Annotated in this window: 15 protein-coding genes, 1 other RNA gene and 1 pseudogene; 15 read left to right on the plus strand and 2 right to left on the minus strand. The window is 71.6% G+C overall.

Annotated features, from left to right (window positions below):
• Positions 1-325 precede the first annotated feature (325 nt).
• The 8 genes and pseudogenes from ACFWH7_RS17945 to ssrA all read left to right on the plus strand — a co-directional run bounded on the left by ACFWH7_RS17945 (position 326) and on the right by ssrA (position 7,592).
• Complete coding sequence (locus ACFWH7_RS17945) at positions 326-1,339, plus strand: WxL protein peptidoglycan domain-containing protein (RefSeq protein WP_378218504.1); 1,014 nt, start codon at positions 326-328, stop codon at positions 1,337-1,339.
• Between the two features lie 79 nt (positions 1,340-1,418).
• A complete protein-coding gene (gene prfB, locus ACFWH7_RS17950; protein WP_378218506.1) occupies positions 1,419-2,531 on the plus strand; it encodes a peptide chain release factor 2 in 1,113 nt (370 codons plus the stop codon).
• 161 nt (positions 2,532-2,692) lie between these two features.
• Positions 2,693-3,373, plus strand: a pseudogene (ftsE, locus tag ACFWH7_RS17955) (cell division ATP-binding protein FtsE); the annotation flags it as partial.
• A gap of 224 nt (positions 3,374-3,597) precedes the next feature.
• On the plus strand, positions 3,598-4,509 hold the full coding sequence (gene ftsX, locus ACFWH7_RS17960) for a permease-like cell division protein FtsX (protein ID WP_378218508.1): 912 nt from the start codon (positions 3,598-3,600) through the stop codon (positions 4,507-4,509).
• Position 4,510: 1 nt separating this feature from the next.
• On the plus strand, positions 4,511-5,896 hold the full coding sequence (locus ACFWH7_RS17965; RefSeq protein WP_378218510.1) for a peptidoglycan DD-metalloendopeptidase family protein: 1,386 nt from the start codon (positions 4,511-4,513) through the stop codon (positions 5,894-5,896).
• A gap of 207 nt (positions 5,897-6,103) precedes the next feature.
• Complete coding sequence (smpB, locus tag ACFWH7_RS17970; RefSeq protein ID WP_047234045.1) at positions 6,104-6,574, plus strand: SsrA-binding protein SmpB; 471 nt, start codon at positions 6,104-6,106, stop codon at positions 6,572-6,574.
• A gap of 99 nt (positions 6,575-6,673) precedes the next feature.
• Complete coding sequence (locus ACFWH7_RS17975; protein WP_141388726.1) at positions 6,674-7,087, plus strand: hypothetical protein; 414 nt, start codon at positions 6,674-6,676, stop codon at positions 7,085-7,087.
• A 138-nt stretch (positions 7,088-7,225) separates the two neighbouring features.
• Positions 7,226-7,592: a transfer-messenger RNA gene (ssrA, locus tag ACFWH7_RS17980) on the plus strand.
• 82 nt (positions 7,593-7,674) lie between these two features.
• Here ssrA and ACFWH7_RS17985 read toward each other — a convergent pair.
• Complete coding sequence (locus ACFWH7_RS17985; RefSeq protein WP_378218513.1) at positions 7,675-8,037, minus strand: hypothetical protein; 363 nt, start codon at positions 8,035-8,037, stop codon at positions 7,675-7,677.
• Positions 8,030-9,013, minus strand: coding sequence for a DUF4349 domain-containing protein (locus tag ACFWH7_RS17990; RefSeq protein ID WP_378218515.1), 984 nt, complete (start codon positions 9,011-9,013; stop codon positions 8,030-8,032). Before ACFWH7_RS17990 ends, ACFWH7_RS17985 begins: the two co-directional genes overlap by 8 nt.
• Positions 9,014-9,117: 104 nt before the next feature.
• Here ACFWH7_RS17990 and ACFWH7_RS17995 point away from each other — a divergent pair, with 104 nt between their 5' ends.
• From ACFWH7_RS17995 to nagB, 7 genes are all read left to right on the plus strand, one after another.
• The gene (locus ACFWH7_RS17995; protein ID WP_378218517.1) at positions 9,118-10,041 is read left to right on the plus strand and encodes a PfkB family carbohydrate kinase; all 924 of its coding nucleotides are present in this window, start codon (positions 9,118-9,120) and stop codon (positions 10,039-10,041) included.
• A 131-nt stretch (positions 10,042-10,172) separates the two neighbouring features.
• On the plus strand, positions 10,173-11,333 hold the full coding sequence (locus ACFWH7_RS18000) for an ROK family transcriptional regulator (RefSeq protein WP_378218519.1): 1,161 nt from the start codon (positions 10,173-10,175) through the stop codon (positions 11,331-11,333).
• Between the two features lie 197 nt (positions 11,334-11,530).
• Positions 11,531-12,838 (plus strand): extracellular solute-binding protein, encoded by a 1,308-nt coding sequence (locus ACFWH7_RS18005; RefSeq protein ID WP_378218521.1) that lies wholly within the window; start codon positions 11,531-11,533, stop codon positions 12,836-12,838.
• 149 nt (positions 12,839-12,987) lie between these two features.
• Complete coding sequence (locus ACFWH7_RS18010) at positions 12,988-13,944, plus strand: carbohydrate ABC transporter permease (RefSeq protein ID WP_378218523.1); 957 nt, start codon at positions 12,988-12,990, stop codon at positions 13,942-13,944.
• On the plus strand, positions 13,941-14,873 hold the full coding sequence (locus ACFWH7_RS18015) for a carbohydrate ABC transporter permease (RefSeq protein ID WP_378218525.1): 933 nt from the start codon (positions 13,941-13,943) through the stop codon (positions 14,871-14,873). Before ACFWH7_RS18010 ends, ACFWH7_RS18015 begins: the two co-directional genes overlap by 4 nt.
• Before the next feature lies 1 nt (position 14,874).
• Entirely contained in the window at positions 14,875-15,903 is a 1,029-nt protein-coding gene (locus ACFWH7_RS18020; RefSeq protein WP_378218527.1) for an ROK family protein, read from the plus strand.
• Positions 15,903-16,685: a glucosamine-6-phosphate deaminase gene (gene nagB, locus ACFWH7_RS18025; RefSeq protein ID WP_378218529.1), complete on the plus strand. Its 783-nt coding sequence runs from the start codon at positions 15,903-15,905 to the stop codon at positions 16,683-16,685. Before ACFWH7_RS18020 ends, nagB begins: the two co-directional genes overlap by 1 nt.
• Positions 16,686-16,764: the final 79 nt, after the last annotated feature.

The raw sequence follows: 16,764 nt of genomic DNA on the forward strand, positions 1-16,764 counted from the left end.
CCGGCCCGGCCCGCCCCCCCGCCCCACCCACCCCAACCACCCCGCACCCACAGTGCCCCCCCCCCCCCCGCGGGCCGCGGCGCCGGCCCCCCCCCCCCCCCCCCCCCTCGACCGAGCAGTCCACGGCGGGCCGCTCCGCTCGTCCGACACCACGTCGGACCGGGTGGGCGGCCCGCCGTCGTACGGAGAGAGCGCCTGCGTGAACCCTGCACCACACCTGAGCCCCCGACCGCGCCGCCTGGCCCGATGGGCCGTCGGGGCAGCAGCGGCCCTCGTCGCAGCCCTCGCGCCCGCGTTGCCGGCGTCAGCGGCGAGCGGTGGCGCGTTGCCCCTCGACACCGACGACGTCATCACCTGGGGCGTCAAGCCGGCCGACGCGAACGGTCCGGACGGACGGACCCGCGTCGAGCTCGTCCTCGACCCCGGGGCGTCGGCGTCCGAGAACCTCGCCGTGTCGAACTTCAGCGACGTCGCCGTGACGTTCTCGATCCAGGCGGCGGACGGGTACATCAATCCCAAGGGCAGGTTCAACATGCTGCCGTCCGACCGGGAGTCGACGGGTGCCGGGACCTGGATCGAGGTCCAGGACTCGGTCGAGGTACCGCCCGACGAGACGGTCGTCGTGCCGTTCACCGTGACCGTGCCGGACAACGCCACGCCCGGCGACCACGTCGCCGGCATCGCCGCGACGGTGAAGAGCACCGACGTGGGCGAAGGTGGGACGAGCGTCGGCGTGGAGAGCCGCGTCGGCTTCCGTGTCTCCACGCGGGTGACGGGAGAGGTCCAGCCGGTCCTGACGGTCGAGAACGTCAAGGCCTCGTACGCACCCTCCTGGAACCCGTTCGCGGCGGGCGACCTGACGGTCTCCTACGACGTGGTGAACGACGGCAACGTCCGTCTCGGCGCCGAGGGTGACGTCACGACGAGCGGCTTCTTCGGCGCGGTGTCCGCGGACCGAGCGGCGGCGGCGATCCCCGAGGTCCTGCCCGGCGGCTCCCAGCGCTCGCGTGTCGAGACGTCGAACGTGTGGCCGCTGGGACCGGTCCGCTCGACGATCACCGTGACGCCGACGACGGTGGACGACGACCAGGTCGACGCCACGCTCGAGCCGGTCACGGTCACCGTGACGACCTGGGCCGTCCCCTGGCCGCAGCTCCTGCTGATCGCGATCGTCGTGGTCCTGGTTCTCGGCGTCCGCGACGACCGTCGCCGTCGGCGCCAGCGCCTGGAGGCGATGCTCGCGAAGGCGCGCGACGAGGGCCGCCAGCAGGCGAGCGGCAGCGAGCCCGCGCCGTCGGGCACGGCCTCGTCCACGGCGAAGGGCGAGCCGAAGGGCTGACCGCCACCGCGCCGTCGGGCACGGGGACTCCCTGCCCGACGGCGCGGACCGCGCGCGGTGTCGCGTAACCTTGAACCTCGTGGCCACCATCGACTTTCCGACCGAGATCAAGGCGCTGCGCAGCACGCTCGAGTCCATCGAGAGCGTGAGCGACCCGGAGGTGCTGCGCGCGAAGATCGCGGACCTCTCGGAGAAGGCGTCGGCCCCCGACCTGTGGGACGACCCGGACGCCGCGCAGAAGGTGACGTCGGCGCTCTCCGCGGCACAGTCCGAGCTGGAGCGGGTGAAGAGGCTCGGCCAGCGCATCGACGACGTCGAGACCCTGGTCGAGATGGGCCAGGAGATGGAGGACGAGGACACCCTCGTCGAGGCGGAGACCGAGGTCGGGTCGATCCGCAAGGACCTCGACCAGCTCGAGGTCCGCACGCTCCTCGCCGGCGAGTACGACTCGCGTGAGGCCGTCGTGACGATCCGCGCGGGCGCGGGCGGCGTGGACGCGGCCGACTTCGCGGAGATGCTCCTGCGCATGTACCTGCGCTGGGCGGAGCGCCACGGCTACTCGACCACCGTGCTCGACACGTCCTACGCAGAGGAGGCGGGGCTCAAGTCGGCCACGTTCGAGGTGAAGGCGCCCTACGCGTTCGGCCACCTCTCGGTCGAGGCGGGCACGCACCGCCTCGTGCGCATCTCGCCGTTCGACAACCAGGGTCGGCGGCAGACGTCGTTCGCGGCCGTCGAGGTCATCCCGCTCATCGAGCAGACGGACTCGATCGAGATCCCGGAGTCGGAGATCAAGGTCGACGTCTTCCGGTCCTCGGGACCGGGCGGGCAGTCCGTCAACACGACGGACTCCGCCGTGCGCATGACGCACATCCCCACCGGCATCGTCGTGTCGATGCAGAACGAGAAGTCGCAGATCCAGAACCGCGCCGCCGCGCTGCGCGTCCTCCAGTCCCGCCTGCTGCTCGTGCGCCAGGAGGAGGAGAACGCGAAGAAGAAGGAGCTCGCGGGCGACATCAAGGCGAGCTGGGGCGACCAGATGCGCTCCTACGTGCTCCAGCCGTACCAGATGGTCAAGGACCTGCGCACCGAGCACGAGGTCGGCAACCCGTCTGCGGTGTTCGACGGCGACATCGACGACTTCATCGAGGCCGGGATCCGCTGGCGCCGTGGGGCGCAGCAGGAGGCCTGACCCGTCGCGAGGCCACCGGGCGGTTGATCCGAGCAACGGATCGATGCGCCCGGGCGCGGCGTGTCCGCCCCGCCGGGCCGCAGACGCGTGCCTACCCTCGGGATCGTGCGACGAACCTCGTTCGTCCACGGATCGACCCCCGACCCGAGGAACGTGCCGCTGTGATCCGCTTCGAGAACGTCACCAAGGTCTACGCGCGCGGCGCGAGGCCGGCCGTCGACGACGTGTCGATGGAGGTTCGCCGCGGCGAGTTCGTCTTCCTCGTCGGCGCGTCGGGCTCCGGCAAGTCGACGTGCCTGCACCTCGTCCTGCGCGAGGAGCGCCCGACCAAGGGGAAGGTCTTCGTCGCAGGCCGCGACCTCGGCTCGATGTCGAGCTGGAACGTGCCCAAGCTGCGGCGCCAGATCGGGGTCGTCTTCCAGGACTTCCGCCTCCTGCCGAACAAGACGGTGTTCGAGAACGTCGCGTTCGCGCTCCAGGTGATCGGCAAGCCGCGCCACACGATCGCGATCACGGTGCCCGAGACGCTCGAGATGGTGGGCCTCGCCGGCAAGGAGAAGCGTCGTCCGCACGAGCTCTCCGGCGGTGAGCAGCAGCGCGTCGCCATCGCACGCGCCATGGTGAACCGGCCGCCGATCCTGCTCGCCGACGAGCCCACCGGGAACCTCGACCCCACCACGTCGCTCGGGATCATGCGCCTGCTCGACCGCATCAACCGCACCGGGACCACCGTCGTCATGGCGACGCACGACGAGGAGATCGTCAACCAGATGCGGCGCCGTGTCATCGAGCTCGACACGGGCACGCTCGTGCGCGACCAGGCGCACGGCGCGTACGGGGCCAGGGGACAGGTGATCCCCGACCCCGACCACAAGACCGCGGTCGCCGAGACCGGCACCGCGGCCGGCCCCTCGACGGGCACCGCACCGGAGTCGGCGCCGACGACGGCCGTCCCGCGCGCGCAGTCCGCCGCGGCCCGGCCGGACGCCGAGGAGGAGCCGGCCGAGCCGCCGTCGCGACGCTCGGTGCGCCGCCACGTCGAGGCGACGGCGGGGGAGTGATCGGCGTGCGACTCCAGTTCATCCTCGCGGAGCTCGGCCAGGGCCTGCGGCGCAACGTCTCGATGACCGTCTCGGTCGTGCTCGTGACCTTCGTGTCGCTGACGTTCGTCGGCGCGTCCATGCTCCTCCAGGCGCAGATCGGCAAGCTCAAGGACGACTGGTACGACAAGGTCGAGGTGTCCGTCTTCCTGTGCCCGACCGGCTCGCCGTCGCCGACGTGCGCCGCGGGCGAGGCGACCCCGGACCAGATCGCCGCGCTCGAGGACGTGTTCGAGTCCGAGCTCGCCGACGAGATCCAGACCGTGTACTTCGAGTCCAAGGACGACGCGTTCACGGCGTTCCAGGAGCGGTACCCCGACGGCTACCTCGGCACGCAGCTCACGGTCGACGACATGCAGGCGTCCTTCCGCCTCAAGCTCACGAACCCGGAGAACTACGAGGTCGTGAACGACGTCGTCACCGGGCGCCCGGGCGTCGAGGTCGTCGAGGACCAGCGGCGCATCTTCGACTCGCTCTTCCTCGCGCTCAACCGAGCGTCGCTCCTCGCCGCCGGGCTCGCCGCGGTCATGCTCCTCGCCGCGGTGCTGCTCATCACGACGACGATCCGGCTGTCGGCGCTGAGCCGGCGGCGCGAGACCGGCATCATGCGGCTCGTCGGGGCGTCGAACCTGTTCATCCAGCTCCCGTTCCTCCTCGAGGGGGCGATCGCGGCCGTGCTGGGCGCGCTCCTCGCGGTCGGCGGGTTGTGGGTGGGGGTGAAGTACCTCGTCACCGACTGGTTGTCGCAGTCCGTGACGTGGGTGGCCTACGTCGACGAGTCGGACGTGCTCCGTATCGCGCCCGTCCTCGTCGGCATCGCGTTCCTGCTGGCGGCCGTGTCCTCGGTCGTCACGCTCAACCGGCACACGAGGGTGTGAGATGACCCGGGACCTCCGCCGCGCTACCGCGGCCCTGATCGCCACGACGATGCTCCTCGTGGGGGGTGTCGCGTCGGCCTCCGCCGACGACATCGACGATCGTCGCGCAGCAGCAGAACGGCGCCAGTCCGAGATCCTCGGCAACCGCGAGCAGCTCCAGTCCGAGCTCGAGGACACGGACGCCGAGCTCGCGCAGGCGGTCGTCGACCTCCAGGCGATCGAGGCGCGACTGCCCGTCGCCCAGGCCGAGCTGGACGCCGCCGAGGCCGAGGTCGAGCGGACCCAGCGCGAGGCGGAGCTGCTCGCGCAGCGGCTCGAGGACGCGCTCGGGCAGGAGGCCGCGATCAGCGCCGAGATCGAGCGCGGCGCGACCGAGGTCGCCGACGCGAAGTCCAGCATCGCGGAGATGGCGCGACAGGCGTACCGCGGTCAGGGTGACGTGTCGAGCCTCGGCATCGTCACGGGCGCGGAGAGCACCGAGGAGTTCATCGAGGAGTACGCGGTCTCGTCGACGGCGGCGCGCAGCCAGTCCCGGTCGCTCCAGGACCTCCTCGAGGCGGAGTCGGTCGCGCGCAACCGCGAGGCGCGCCTGCAGGCGGTGCGCGAGACGGTCGCCGACCTGAAGAAGCAGGCGGACGAGAACCTCGTCGCCGCGGAGGCGGCACGCAAGGCCGCGGCGGACCGCAAGGCCGAGGTCGAGCAGCTCATCGTCGACCAGCAGGCGAAGAAGGCGACGATCGAGGAGCGCAAGGCCGCGGCCGAGGCGAAGGTCGCCGAGAACGAGGCGGCCCAGCAGTCTCTTCAGCAGGAGATCAAGGGCATCATCGCCGAGCAGGCGGAGCGCGACCGCAAGGCCGCCGAGGAGGAGGCGCGGCGCCAGCAGCAGCAGCAGTCGTCCGGCGGCGGGGGGTCCTCGGGCGGCGGTGGCGGTGGCGGCGGAGGAGGGGGTGGCGGGTCCTCGTCCGGGGGCGACCGGGGCAGCATCTCGAGCTTCCTGTCGTACCCGACCGCGGTGCCGCACGTGACGTCGAGCTACGGGATGCGGCTGCACCCGATCCTCGGGTACTACCGCATGCACGCCGGGACCGACCTGCGCGCCTACTGCGGGACCCCGATCATGGCGGCCGGGCCGGGCACGGTGGTCCACGCCCAGTGGCGCAACGGCTTCGGCAACCAGGTGCTGATCAACCACGGCACGGTCGGCGGCAAGAACCTCATGACGAGCTACAACCACCTCACGCGCTTCGCGGTCTCCTCCGGACAGAAGGTCGAGAAGGGCAAGGTCATCGGCTACTCCGGCAACACCGGGCTGTCGGGGGCGTGCCACCTCCACTTCGAGGTGTACGTCAACGGGTCCACCATCGACCCGATGTCGGTCCTCGGCTGACCGGCGTCCGCTCGCGCCCGGCCGTGTCGCGGCCGTGGTCCGGCCCCGCGGCGTCCGGCCGCGGGGGATAATCGGTACCGGGCGTCGTCGAGCACCCGTACGCTGGTGCGCCGGCACGACGGCGGCCCGCACCCGGCCCCGGCACGGCGGCATCGGAGGCCGGGCGCCACGGGCGACGACACGACAGCGAAGGACGGTAGGACACGGATGGCGAAGGACACCGGCCGCAAGGTCGTCGCCAGCAACCGCAAGGCACGCCACGACTACGTGATCGAGGACGTGTACGAGGCGGGGATCGTCCTGTCGGGCACCGAGGTCAAGGCGCTGCGGATGGGGCGGGCCTCGCTCGTCGACGGCTACGTCGCCGTCGACCGGGGCGAGGCCTGGCTCGAGAACGTCCACATCCCGGAGTACACCGAGGGCACGTGGAACAACCACGCCCCGCGTCGCAAGCGCAAGCTGCTCCTGCACAAGGAGGAGATCCTGCGCCTCGAGTCCAAGACGCGCGAGAAGGGCCACACGATCGTGCCTCTCGCGCTGTACTTCCTCGACGGGCGGGCCAAGGTCGAGATCGCGCTCGCCCGCGGCAAGAAGGAGTACGACAAGCGGCAGGCCTTGCGCGAGAAGCAGGACAACCGCGAGGCGCAGCGCGCCATGCGGCAGCGCGAGCTGCGCTGATCCCGGCCCCCCGGGCCGACGTTGGCCCACCCGCTGGTGACGACGTCGCCCTCGACGTACGGTCGAGGGCGAGACGACGACCACGAACCAGGAGGCCCCATGGTCAAGCTCCGTCAGTACATCCCGCGCCTCGCGGCGGGCGCGTACATCCTCAACTCCGGCCTGAACAAGCGCGGCGCGGACGAGGCGACCGCGCAGGGGATCCACGGCATGGCGGCGGGGACGTACTCGTTCCTGGGGGACGTCGAGCCCCAGCAGTTCACCAAGGCGCTCTCGACCACGGAGATCGCGCTCGGCGCGGCGCTCGTCGCACCCTTCGTCCCCACCGGGCTGGTGGCCGTGGGTCTGGGCGTCTTCTCCGCAGGGCTCGTGGGCATGTACCTGAAGACCCCGGGCATGACGCGCGAGGACGGGGTACGGCCGACCGAGCAGGGCACCGGACTCGCGAAGGACGTGTTCCTCCTCGGGATCGCGGGGGGCCTGCTCGTGGACGCCCTGAGCCGCAAGAAGTAGTCGCCGGCGTCGCGAGCCGGACCGCGTCCGGCAGGTGCGGAAATATCGGTGCGGCGACCGACGTTCATCCCGTAGGCTTGTCCTGCTGAGCGACGACCGGGTCCGCCCGGGAGCCGCGCAGTGATTGACAACTCCACAGGGGGTGATCGGTTTCGACGGTGGTCGTGCTTCGAGGAGAAGCGGGCCGAGGATGCAGGCTTATCTCGTTAACGATGTCTGCAAAACACAGGTGCCGATAACAAGCGCACCGACTTCGCCCTCGCCGCCTGAGCGAGCCCCGAAGTCCGTCAGCCCGAGCTAGCTCTCGACTCGGATCCTGGCGTCATCTAGAGAGCCACTGCTCGCAGCCCTCGTCATCGGGGCTGCGAGGACTTTCAGGTGACTGAGCCCGTCCGCATCTTGTCTGCGTGAGTGCGGGGGCCGAGAAAAACGACAGCAGACTGCGCCCGGAGAAGTCCTCGATCGGCGTCACCGGACCGGGGTTCGATTCCCCGCACCTCCACCCCTGCGGCGACGGCCCGCACCCCTCGAGGGTGCGGGCCGTCGTCGTCCCTGCTGGTCGTTCGTGGCCCGAGACGGGTCGCCTGTCACCACCCGTGCTGCGCCCAGGCGGCGGCCGCCTCCTCGCCGTCGAGCCACTCGACCCGCAGCCGTCGCCCGCGCACGACGAGGTCGTCGCCGTCCTCACGCGGGAGCGGCGGTGCCTCGGGGTCGTCGCTGTACACGTCCTCCGCCAGGGCCGCGTCGGCGTCGTCCAGGTGGGCGCGCCACTGGACGCGCGGCTCGGGGTTCACGTGCCGCGGGAAGGCGTAGGGCCCGACGGTGTCCCAGTGCGTGCACACGCGCGTCACGAGGTGCCCGACCTGCCGTGGCCCGCCGTCGTCCGTGTCGTGCCAGAGGCGGGCGACGCGCCCGGTCGACGGGGTCTCGGCGATCGTCGGGTCAGTCATGGGTGGACGCCCCGACGAGCGACCCGCGACTCGCGGCGGGAGCGTCGGGGCCGTCGTCAGGCCCCGGGGGGTCGGCGTCTGCCGACGGCGTGCCGCCGTCCTGGGCTCGCCGACGGAACCGGCGCAGGACCCAGCGCACGACGAGCAGCACCACCCCGGCGACCACGAGCCAGGGGAGGAGGGCGCCGAGGACGACGACCAGCCCGTTGAGCGTGGTGAGCAGGGCGTTCCACCCGTTCTGCAGGCCCCCGAGGAAGCCGCCGGGGGCGAGCCGCTCGGTCGGCACGACCTCCACGACGGTGACGTGCAGGGTGGACATCGAGACCTGGTCCGTGAGCGCCGCTCGCTGCGACTGGAGCGACTCCAGCTCGGCCTGTCGTGTCGTCAGCTCCTGCTCCGCGGCGAGCAGGTCCGCGGTCGTCGCGGCGTCACCCATGAGGGTGCGCAGCCGCTCCACGGACGTCGTCAGGGCGTCGACCCGGGCGTCGAGGTCGCGAGCGGTCCCGGTCACGTCGACGGCCTCGATCGAGAGGTCGCGCACCTCGCCCACCTGGTCGAGGGCGTCGACGGTGGCGGTCGTCTGCGTCGACGGCACCCGGATCGTCAGCTCCGCGGACGCGCGTGCGTCGCCCTCGGGCTCCGACTGCCGCCGGCTCTCGACCCGGCCGCCCGCGCTCTCCGCGAGGTCGGCGACCGCGTCGGCCGCGGCCGCCGGGTTGTCGGCCACGACCGTGACCGACCCCGTGGTGACGATCTCCCGCTCCGCCGCGGCGACGGCGTCCTCGTCGCCCGGGGCGATCCCCGACGACACGTCCTCGGCGGCGTCCGCGGCGCCGCCCCCCGCGACCTCCGAGACCGCGCCGCCGTCGCCCTCGGAGAGGGACGCCATGTCGCCCGAGGACGCCGAGCAGCCCGCCAGGAGAGCGCCGCCGAGCAGGAGCGCCGCGACGACGGCGAGGGGGCGAGTGGTCCGCATGCTGCGAGAGTAGGGGGCCAAGCGTGCGAACCGGACACCACGCGCGACATCGTGACCGTCTTGTGAACTGGTCGTGATCCAACCGCAGCGCGACGCTCCGGACCATGGACGGCGGCGCGGTCCCGGCCCCGGCAGGGCAAGATGGGCGCGTGCTCGTGTGCTGCGGTCTCGTGACCCTCGACGTCGTCCAGGTCGTCGACGAGCTGCCGCGACCTGACGAGAAGGTCGTCGCGCGATCGGTCGCCGCCACCTTCGGGGGGCCGGCGGCCAACGCCGCGGCGACCGCCGTCGCGCTGGGCGTCCCGACGCGGCTCGTCACCGCCGTCGGGGGCGGGCCGCTCGCGGAGGTCGTGCGTCGCGAGCTCGCGGGCTGCGGGATCGAGCTCGTCGACACGGCGGCCGGGAAGGCCGGCGGACGCCTCGCCGTCTCGACCGTGCTCGTCACGCGGGCCACCGGTGAACGGGCCGTCGTGAGCACGAACGCGTCCGGGTTCGGCGACCTCGCGGCCCGTGCGGCGACGGGCGGCCCCGGGCTCCTCGACGGCGTCGGGCCGGGCGACGTCCTGCTGCTGGACGGGCACCTGCCGGGGCTCGCGCTCGCGATGGCGCGCGAGGCGCGCGAACGGGGCGCGGCCGTGGTGCTCGACGGCGGGTCGTGGAAGCCGGACGCCGCGGAGATGATCGGCTCCTGCGACGCGGTCGTGGTGTCGGCGGACTTCCGGCCACCGGGGGTCGGGACGGGCGACGTGCTCGGCGCGGTCGCGGCGCTCGGTCCGCGGTTCGTCGCCCGTACCCGCGGTCCGGGTCCGGTCGAGGTGCTCGACGAGGGGGAGCGGTACGACGTCGCGGTGCCCGAGCCGGAGCGGGTCGTCGACACGCTCGGAGCGGGGGACGTGGTCCACGGGGCCTTCGCGGCGGAGGCGGCGCGCGGCGCGTCGTGGCGGGTCGCGCTCGAGCAGGCCGTCGTCGTCGCGTCGCGCTCGGTGGAGCACCCGGGCGCGCGGGGCTGGGTCGGCGCGGCGCCCTGAGGCGACGGGCGGGCCGAGGGGCCGCCCGGGACGGGACCCAGGTCCCGCGGCGAGGGCTGATCGGCAACATTTCGGTCACGAAGCCGTGAGGAAGTTGACAGCCACTTAGTAAAGGCAGTCTACTAACAAACATGACAACGGCAGTCACCGGGACCGGAGCACCGAGGAGGCGTCTGAGCACAGGGCTCAGGCCGACCTCGAAGGTGCTGCCCGAGCACGCTCGGGCCCACAACCGGTCCCTCGTGCTGCAGCACCTGTTCCACGAGGGACCCACCTCCCGCGCCGACCTGGCGCGCGCCACGTCCCTCACTCGCGTGACCATCTCCGACCTCGTCTCCGTGCTCATCGCCGAGGGTCTGGTCGAGGAGCTCGGCGTCCGCCCGGGCCAGCGCGTCGGCAAGCCCGCGATCCTCGTCGGGATGCGCACGAGCGCGTACCAGATCGTCTCCGTGGACCTCACCGACGACGAGGTGCTGCGCGGCGCGGTCCTCACGCTCACGGGCGACTTCGTCGTCCGCCAGAGCCTGGCGGTCGACGGTCGCACCGGCACCGAGCTGGTCGACCTCCTCACGCGCTTCTGCCGCGGCCTCATCGCGTCCGCCACCCAGCCGGTCATCGGCGTGGGGATCGGCTCGCCCGGCGTCGTCGACGCCGAGGGGCGCGTCATCGAGGCGCCCAACCGTCGCTGGTACGACGTCCCGCTCGCTGCGCAGCTCACCGAGCGGCTCGGCCTCGCCGTGCACGTGGCCAACGACGCGAACATCGCCGCGCTCGGCGAGTTCACGTTCGGCGGCGCGGCCGGCGACGGCTTGCTCGTCCTCACCGTGGGCGAGGGCGTGGGCGCCGGGATCATGGTCGACGGCGCACGGGTGCGCGGGCACGCGGACGCGGCCGGCGAGCTGGGGCACGTGACCGTGGTCGAGGACGGGGAGCCGTGCGCCTGCGGGCGCCGCGGCTGCCTGGAGACCGTCCTGTCCGTGCCGGCCCTGCGCCGCGCGGTGGACGGGCTCGACACCGAGGCTTCCGACGCCGTCCTGGCGTCGGTGGGCAGGACGCTGGGCATCGCTCTGGCCCCTGTCGTCAGTGCGCTCAACCTCGCGGAGGTGCTCGTCAGCGGTCCTGCGGACCTGCTCGACGGCCCTCTGCGCGAGGCAGCGTTCGAGACCATCCGCTCCCGGACGATGCCGGTCATCGGCAGCGGGCTCCAGGTGCGGATGGCCACGCTCGACGAAGACGTCGTCCTTGCCGGGGCAGCCGTCCTCGTCCTGTCCGGACAGCTGGGGGTCTCATGAGCCGACGACGCTCGGACTGACCCCCACCGCCCGACCGGGGCCGGGTCCGCCCCAGTCCCTCAGACCTCCTGGGAACCCCAGAGCAGCATCCCCAGGAACGCAGTACCCCTGCACGTGCTCTATTACGCAGGACTCCTGCCACACCTCCGGTGGCGTCACCGACGCCGCCACCAAGAAACACCGAGAGGAAGCACCCAGTGAAGAGGAACCGTCTCGTCGTCGCCTCCGTGGCGTCGACGATCACCCTGGCGCTCGCGCTGACCGCCTGCAGCACCGGCGGCGGGAGCGACGACAACGGCTCGGACGAGGCCGCCACCGGCGACATCCGCGTCTGGCTCAACGGCTCGGACACGCCCGACGCCGCTCGCGAGTACCTCAAGACGACCTTCGAGGAGGAGAACCCGGGCAGCACCCTCACCATCGAGGAGCAGTCCTGGACCGGCCTCGTCGACAAGCTGACGACCTCGCTCTCGGGCTCCGACAGCCCGGACGTCGTCGAGGTCGGCAACACGCAGTCCCCGGCGTTCACCTCCGCGGGCTTCTTCCGTGAGATCACGGAGGAGGAGTTCCAGTCCTTCGGCGGCGACGACCTGCTCCAGGGCTTCGTCGAGGCCGGCGACTGGGACGAGAAGCACTACGCCCTGCCGTACTACGCGGGCTCGCGCGCCGTCTTCTACTCGCCGTCTGCCATCGGCTCGGAGATCACCGTCCCGACGACGCTCGACGAGTACGTCACGCTGGGCAAGTCGCTCAAGACCGACACGCGCTCGGGCGTCTACTGGCCCGGCCAGGACTGGTACAACGCGCTCCCGTTCGTGTGGGAGAACGGCGGCTTCATCGCCGAGCAGAACGACTCCGGCGAGTGGGAGGCAGGCTTCTCGTCCGAGGGCGGCCTCGCCGGTCTCGCGCAGGTCCAGGACCTCATGCTCAACGCGTCGCTCGCGCCGAAGGACGGTCAGGAGACCGACCTCCAGGTGCCGTTCTGCGAGGGCAACGTCGCGTTCCTCTCGGCGCCGACGTGGATCCAGTGGTCCATCAACGCTCCGGAGGAGCCCGAGACGCCGGACGGCGTCCCCGGCTGCGCCTCGACCTACGGCGCCGACCTCACGGCCTTCCCGCTCCCGGGCAAGGAGGCCGGCACGACGGCGCAGGTCTTCGCCGGTGGCTCGAACATCGCCGTGGCGCAGAAGTCGAACAACCCTGAGCTCGCGTTCAAGGCGTTCGAGATCATGATGAGCGACGAGTACCAGACGATCCTCGCCGAGAACGGCCTCATCCCGGCCCGCGTCTCGCTCTCGAGCGCGGTCCCGCAGGACAACCCGATCGCCCAGGCCGGCGTCGCCGCCGCGGCGAACACGCGCCTCACCCCGCCGTCGCCCAAGTGGGCGGACGTCGAGGCGCAGAACGTGCTCCAGACCGCCTTCACGCGGATCGCGAACGGTGACGACGTCAAGACCGTCGCCGCGGACCTGGACGCGAAGATCGAGGAGATCCTCAACAGCTGAGCCCGACCGGTGGCGCTCGGCCCGTCCGGGCGCCACCGGAGGCTCGAGCCGTCAGGGGTGGGGTCTCCTTCAGGAGCCCCCACCCCTTCCCACGACGGGCCGTCGGCACGTCTCCGCGCACCACCGCGCACCCCTGACGGAGTGAGGAAATGAGCTCAACCACCCTCGAACCCCGCACCGAGCGCTCCGGCGCGCCGGTGCGGCCCCCCAAGAAGCGGCGTCCGCCGGTCCTCCCCTGGACGCTCCTCGTCCCCAGCCTCGTCGTGCTGGGGGTCCTGGTCGGGTACCCGATCGTCCGACTGATCGTCATGTCGTTCCAGGAGTACGAGCGGGCCCAGCTCATGGGCCAGCCCGCCGAGTGGGTCGGCTTCGACAACTACGTCCAGGTCCTCACGGACGTCGACGGCTTCTGGACCGTGCTGCTGCGCAGCTTCGTCTTCATGGTCGTCTGCGTCACGTTGACGATGGTCCTGGGCACGCTCATCGCGCTGCTCATGATGCGGCTCGGCAAGGGCTTCCGCCTGCTCGTCTCCGTCGGGCTGCTGCTGGCCTGGGCCATGCCGGCACTCGCCGCGACGATCGTCTGGGGCTGGATCTTCGACACCCAGTACGGCGTCATCAACAACCTCCTGACGACGATCACGGGCGACAACTGGATGGGCCACTCCTGGCTCCTCAACCCGCTCCAGTTCTTCCTCATCGCCACGATCATCATCGTGTGGGGCGCGATCCCGTTCGTCGCGTTCACGATGTACGCGGGCCTCACGCAGATCCCCGGCGAGGTGCTCGAGGCCGCGCAGCTCGACGGCGCGGGCCCGTTCCAGCGCTTCCGGCTCATCATGATCCCGTACGTGCGCAGCATCATCACGGTGCTCATCGTGCTGTCGATCATCTGGGACCTGCGGGTGTTCACACAGATCTACGCGCTCCAGGGCGTGGGTGGTGACCGCGAGAAGACGAACACGATCGGCGTGTACATCTACCAGATGGGCATGGCCCAGGGTCACTACGGGCTGGCCGGCGCGATCTCGGTGATCTTCGTCTTCATCATGCTCGGCATCTCCTTCTACTACGTGCGCCAGACGATCCGGGAGGAAGAACTGTGAGCACCATCTCGACCACCCCCCGGGCCTCGGTGCGGCACGCCTCGGCCGCGGGCAAGCCTGCGCCGCGCAGGAGCCGCGAGACGCAGCGCAAGAAGGCCGCCAACATCGGCTTCGCGATCATCGCGATCGTCGTCTTCGTCGCCTCGGTCTTCCCGGTCTACTGGATGATCAACACGTCGTTCCTGCCGTCGAGCCTCATTCGCGGCACGGACCTGCACTTCTTCCCGACGCCGGACGTCTTCACCCTGAACAACTACGTGTCGGCATGGACCGACACGTCGCGAGCCCCGCTGCCGCCGGCGATGGGGAACTCCATCATGGTGACGTTCTTCACGCTCATCATCGCGATGGTGCTCGGGTTCCTTGCATCGCTCGCCGTGACGCGGTTCCGGTTCAAGGGCCGCCGCGCCTTCATCATCGCGGTCCTCGTGGTACAGATGATCCCGGGCGAGGCGATGATGATCTCGATCTTCCGGATCATCGACGGCTGGCAGATGCTCAACACCGTCGTCGGTCTGGGGATCGTCTACGTGTCCGGCGTGCTGCCCTTCACGATCTGGACGCTGCGCGGGTTCGTCAACGGAGTTCCTGCCGAGCTCGAGGAAGCCGCCATGATCGACGGCTGCTCGCGCGGCAGGGCGTTCTGGAAGATCACGTTCCCGCTGCTCGCGCCCGGGCTCGTCGCGACGGGTGTGTTCGCCTTCATCCAGGCGTGGAACGAGTTCGTCATGGCCCTGATCATCATGCAGCGCCCAGAGTCGATGACGCTGCCCGTGTGGCTGCGCACCTTCCAGCAGGCGACGCAGGCGACCAACTGGGGAGCGCTCATGGCGGGTTCGGTGATCATCGCCGTGCCCGTGGTGATCTTCTTCCTCATCGTGCAGGGTCGGATGACCGGTGGTCTCGTCTCGGGTGCGGTGAAGGGCTGACGTGAGCGACCTGAGCACGGCTGCCTCGCTGAACGGCGAGGCGGCCGCAGCCCTGGCCGGGAGCCCCGGTCCCGGCGGCACGCCGCGGTGCGACTCCGCGGCGTCCGGGAACGCGGTCGGTCTCGATATCGGCGGGACCAAGGTGCTCGCCGCCTTCCTCGGACCCGACGGCGTCGCGCGGGAGACCCTCCGCCTGCCGACCGTGCGCGGCCCGCAGGGCGTGGTGTCCAGCGCGGCCCGCGCGGTCCGCGAGGTGGTGCGCCGTGCCGGCGTCGGGTTCGCCGAGGTCGACGGCGTCGGCGTCGGCGTGCCGGGACTGGTGGACCCCGAGGACGGCTCCGTCATGCACGCCGTCAACCTCGGCATCGAGGGAGGGCGCTTCGCTCTGGCGGAGGCGCTGTCGGCGGAGCTCGGCGGCCTTCCGGTCAGGGTCGACAACGACCTCAACGTCGCCGCGCTCGGTGCCTCGCACCTGCGCGGCGACGACGGGTCGGATCTCGCGTTCCTCGCGCTGGGAACCGGCCTGGCCGCCGGGATCGTGCTCGGTGGCGAGCTGCGTCGAGGCGTGAGCGGCGCGGCGGGCGAGATCGGGCACATCCCGATCGACCCGCGCGGACCCGAGTGCGCGTGCGGCCAGCGCGGGTGCGTCGAGGTCTACGCCTCGGGCTCCGCGGTGTCCGCCCGGTGGCCGTCGCGCCACGGCCGGCCCGCGCCCGCGGAGCTCTTCGACGCGGCCGCGGCGGGCGACCCGGAGGCGATCCGGGTCAAGGACGAGTTCGCGTCCGCCGTCGCCTCCGCGGTGCGGATCCTCGAGCTGACGGTCGACGTCCGGCACGTCGTCCTCGGTGGCGGCGTGTCCGCCCTGGGGCAGCCGCTCCTGGACGCCGTGCGCGCCGCGCTCGACGCGCAGTCGAGCACGTCCCCGTTCCTGTCCTCGTTGCGTCTCGCCGAGCGGGTCTCGCTCGCTCCGGCGGACGTGCCCGTCGCCGCGGTGGGTGCTGCCCTCGTCGGCCGTCGAAAGGTGAAGTGATGGAGGTCGTGATCGCTCCTGCGGAGCGGTTGGCGGTGCTGGCTGCGGACGCGGTCGAGAAGGTGGTGCGGTCGCGGCCGGAGGCGGTGCTGGGGCTGGCGACGGGTTCGTCGCCGTTGAGGGTGTACGACGAGCTGGCGCGTCGTCACCGTGAGGACGGGTTGTCGTTCGCGGGGGCGAAGGCGTTCATGCTGGACGAGTACGTGGGTCTGCCCGCGGAGCACCCCGAGCGGTACCGGAACGTGATCGAGACCGAGATCGCCTCGCGGGTGGACTTCGCGCCGGGTGCGGTGCAGGGCCCGGACGGGAACGCGGCGGACCTGGTCGCGGCGTGCGCGGCGTACGAGGAGTCGATCGCGGCGGCGGGGGGTGTGGACCTGCAGATCCTGGGGATCGGGACGGACGGGCACATCGCGTTCAACGAGCCGGGGTCGTCCCTGGCGTCGCGCACGCGGATCAAGACGTTGACGGCGCAGACGCGCGAGGACAACGCGCGGTTCTTCGGTGACGACGTGGACCAGGTGCCGCGGCACTGCCTGACGCAGGGGCTGGCGACGATCATGTCGGCGCGGCACCTGGTGCTGCTGGCCACGGGCAAGGGCAAGGCGGAGGCGGTGCACCAGCTCGTGGAGGGCCCGGTCTCGGCGTTGTGGCCCGCGACGATCATGCAGATGCACCCGCACGCCACGGTGCTCGTCGACGACGCGGCGGCCTCGCGCCTCCAGCTCGGTGACTACTACCGCCAGACGTACGCGTCCAAGCCGGACTGGCAGGGCCTGTAGCCGATCTGTCGATGAACTCTCGCGGGCCGTCGCCCGCGAGGCACAGCCGCCCGCCGGCGCGCGGTCCACGCCCCTGGAC

The organism is Cellulosimicrobium cellulans, assembly GCF_042723955.1.
Lineage (GTDB): Bacteria > Actinomycetota > Actinomycetes > Actinomycetales > Cellulomonadaceae > Cellulosimicrobium > Cellulosimicrobium cellulans_H.

Bases quoted from the DNA above. Each gene is read 5' to 3' on its own strand.
- ACFWH7_RS17985 (WP_378218513.1), bottom strand. From the start codon at position 8,037: ATGACTGACCCGACGATCGCCGAGACCCCGTCGACCGGGCGCGTCGCC.
- ACFWH7_RS17975 (WP_141388726.1), top strand. From the start codon at position 6,674: ATGGTCAAGCTCCGTCAGTACATCCCGCGCCTCGCGGCGGGCGCGTAC.
- nagB (WP_378218529.1), top strand. From the start codon at position 15,903: ATGGAGGTCGTGATCGCTCCTGCGGAGCGGTTGGCGGTGCTGGCTGCG.
- ACFWH7_RS18000 (WP_378218519.1), top strand. From the start codon at position 10,173: ATGACAACGGCAGTCACCGGGACCGGAGCACCGAGGAGGCGTCTGAGC.
- smpB (WP_047234045.1), top strand. From the start codon at position 6,104: ATGGCGAAGGACACCGGCCGCAAGGTCGTCGCCAGCAACCGCAAGGCA.
- ACFWH7_RS17965 (WP_378218510.1), top strand. From the start codon at position 4,511: ATGACCCGGGACCTCCGCCGCGCTACCGCGGCCCTGATCGCCACGACG.
- ACFWH7_RS17995 (WP_378218517.1), top strand. From the start codon at position 9,118: ATGGACGGCGGCGCGGTCCCGGCCCCGGCAGGGCAAGATGGGCGCGTG.
- ACFWH7_RS18010 (WP_378218523.1), top strand. From the start codon at position 12,988: ATGAGCTCAACCACCCTCGAACCCCGCACCGAGCGCTCCGGCGCGCCG.
- ACFWH7_RS17990 (WP_378218515.1), bottom strand. From the start codon at position 9,013: ATGCGGACCACTCGCCCCCTCGCCGTCGTCGCGGCGCTCCTGCTCGGC.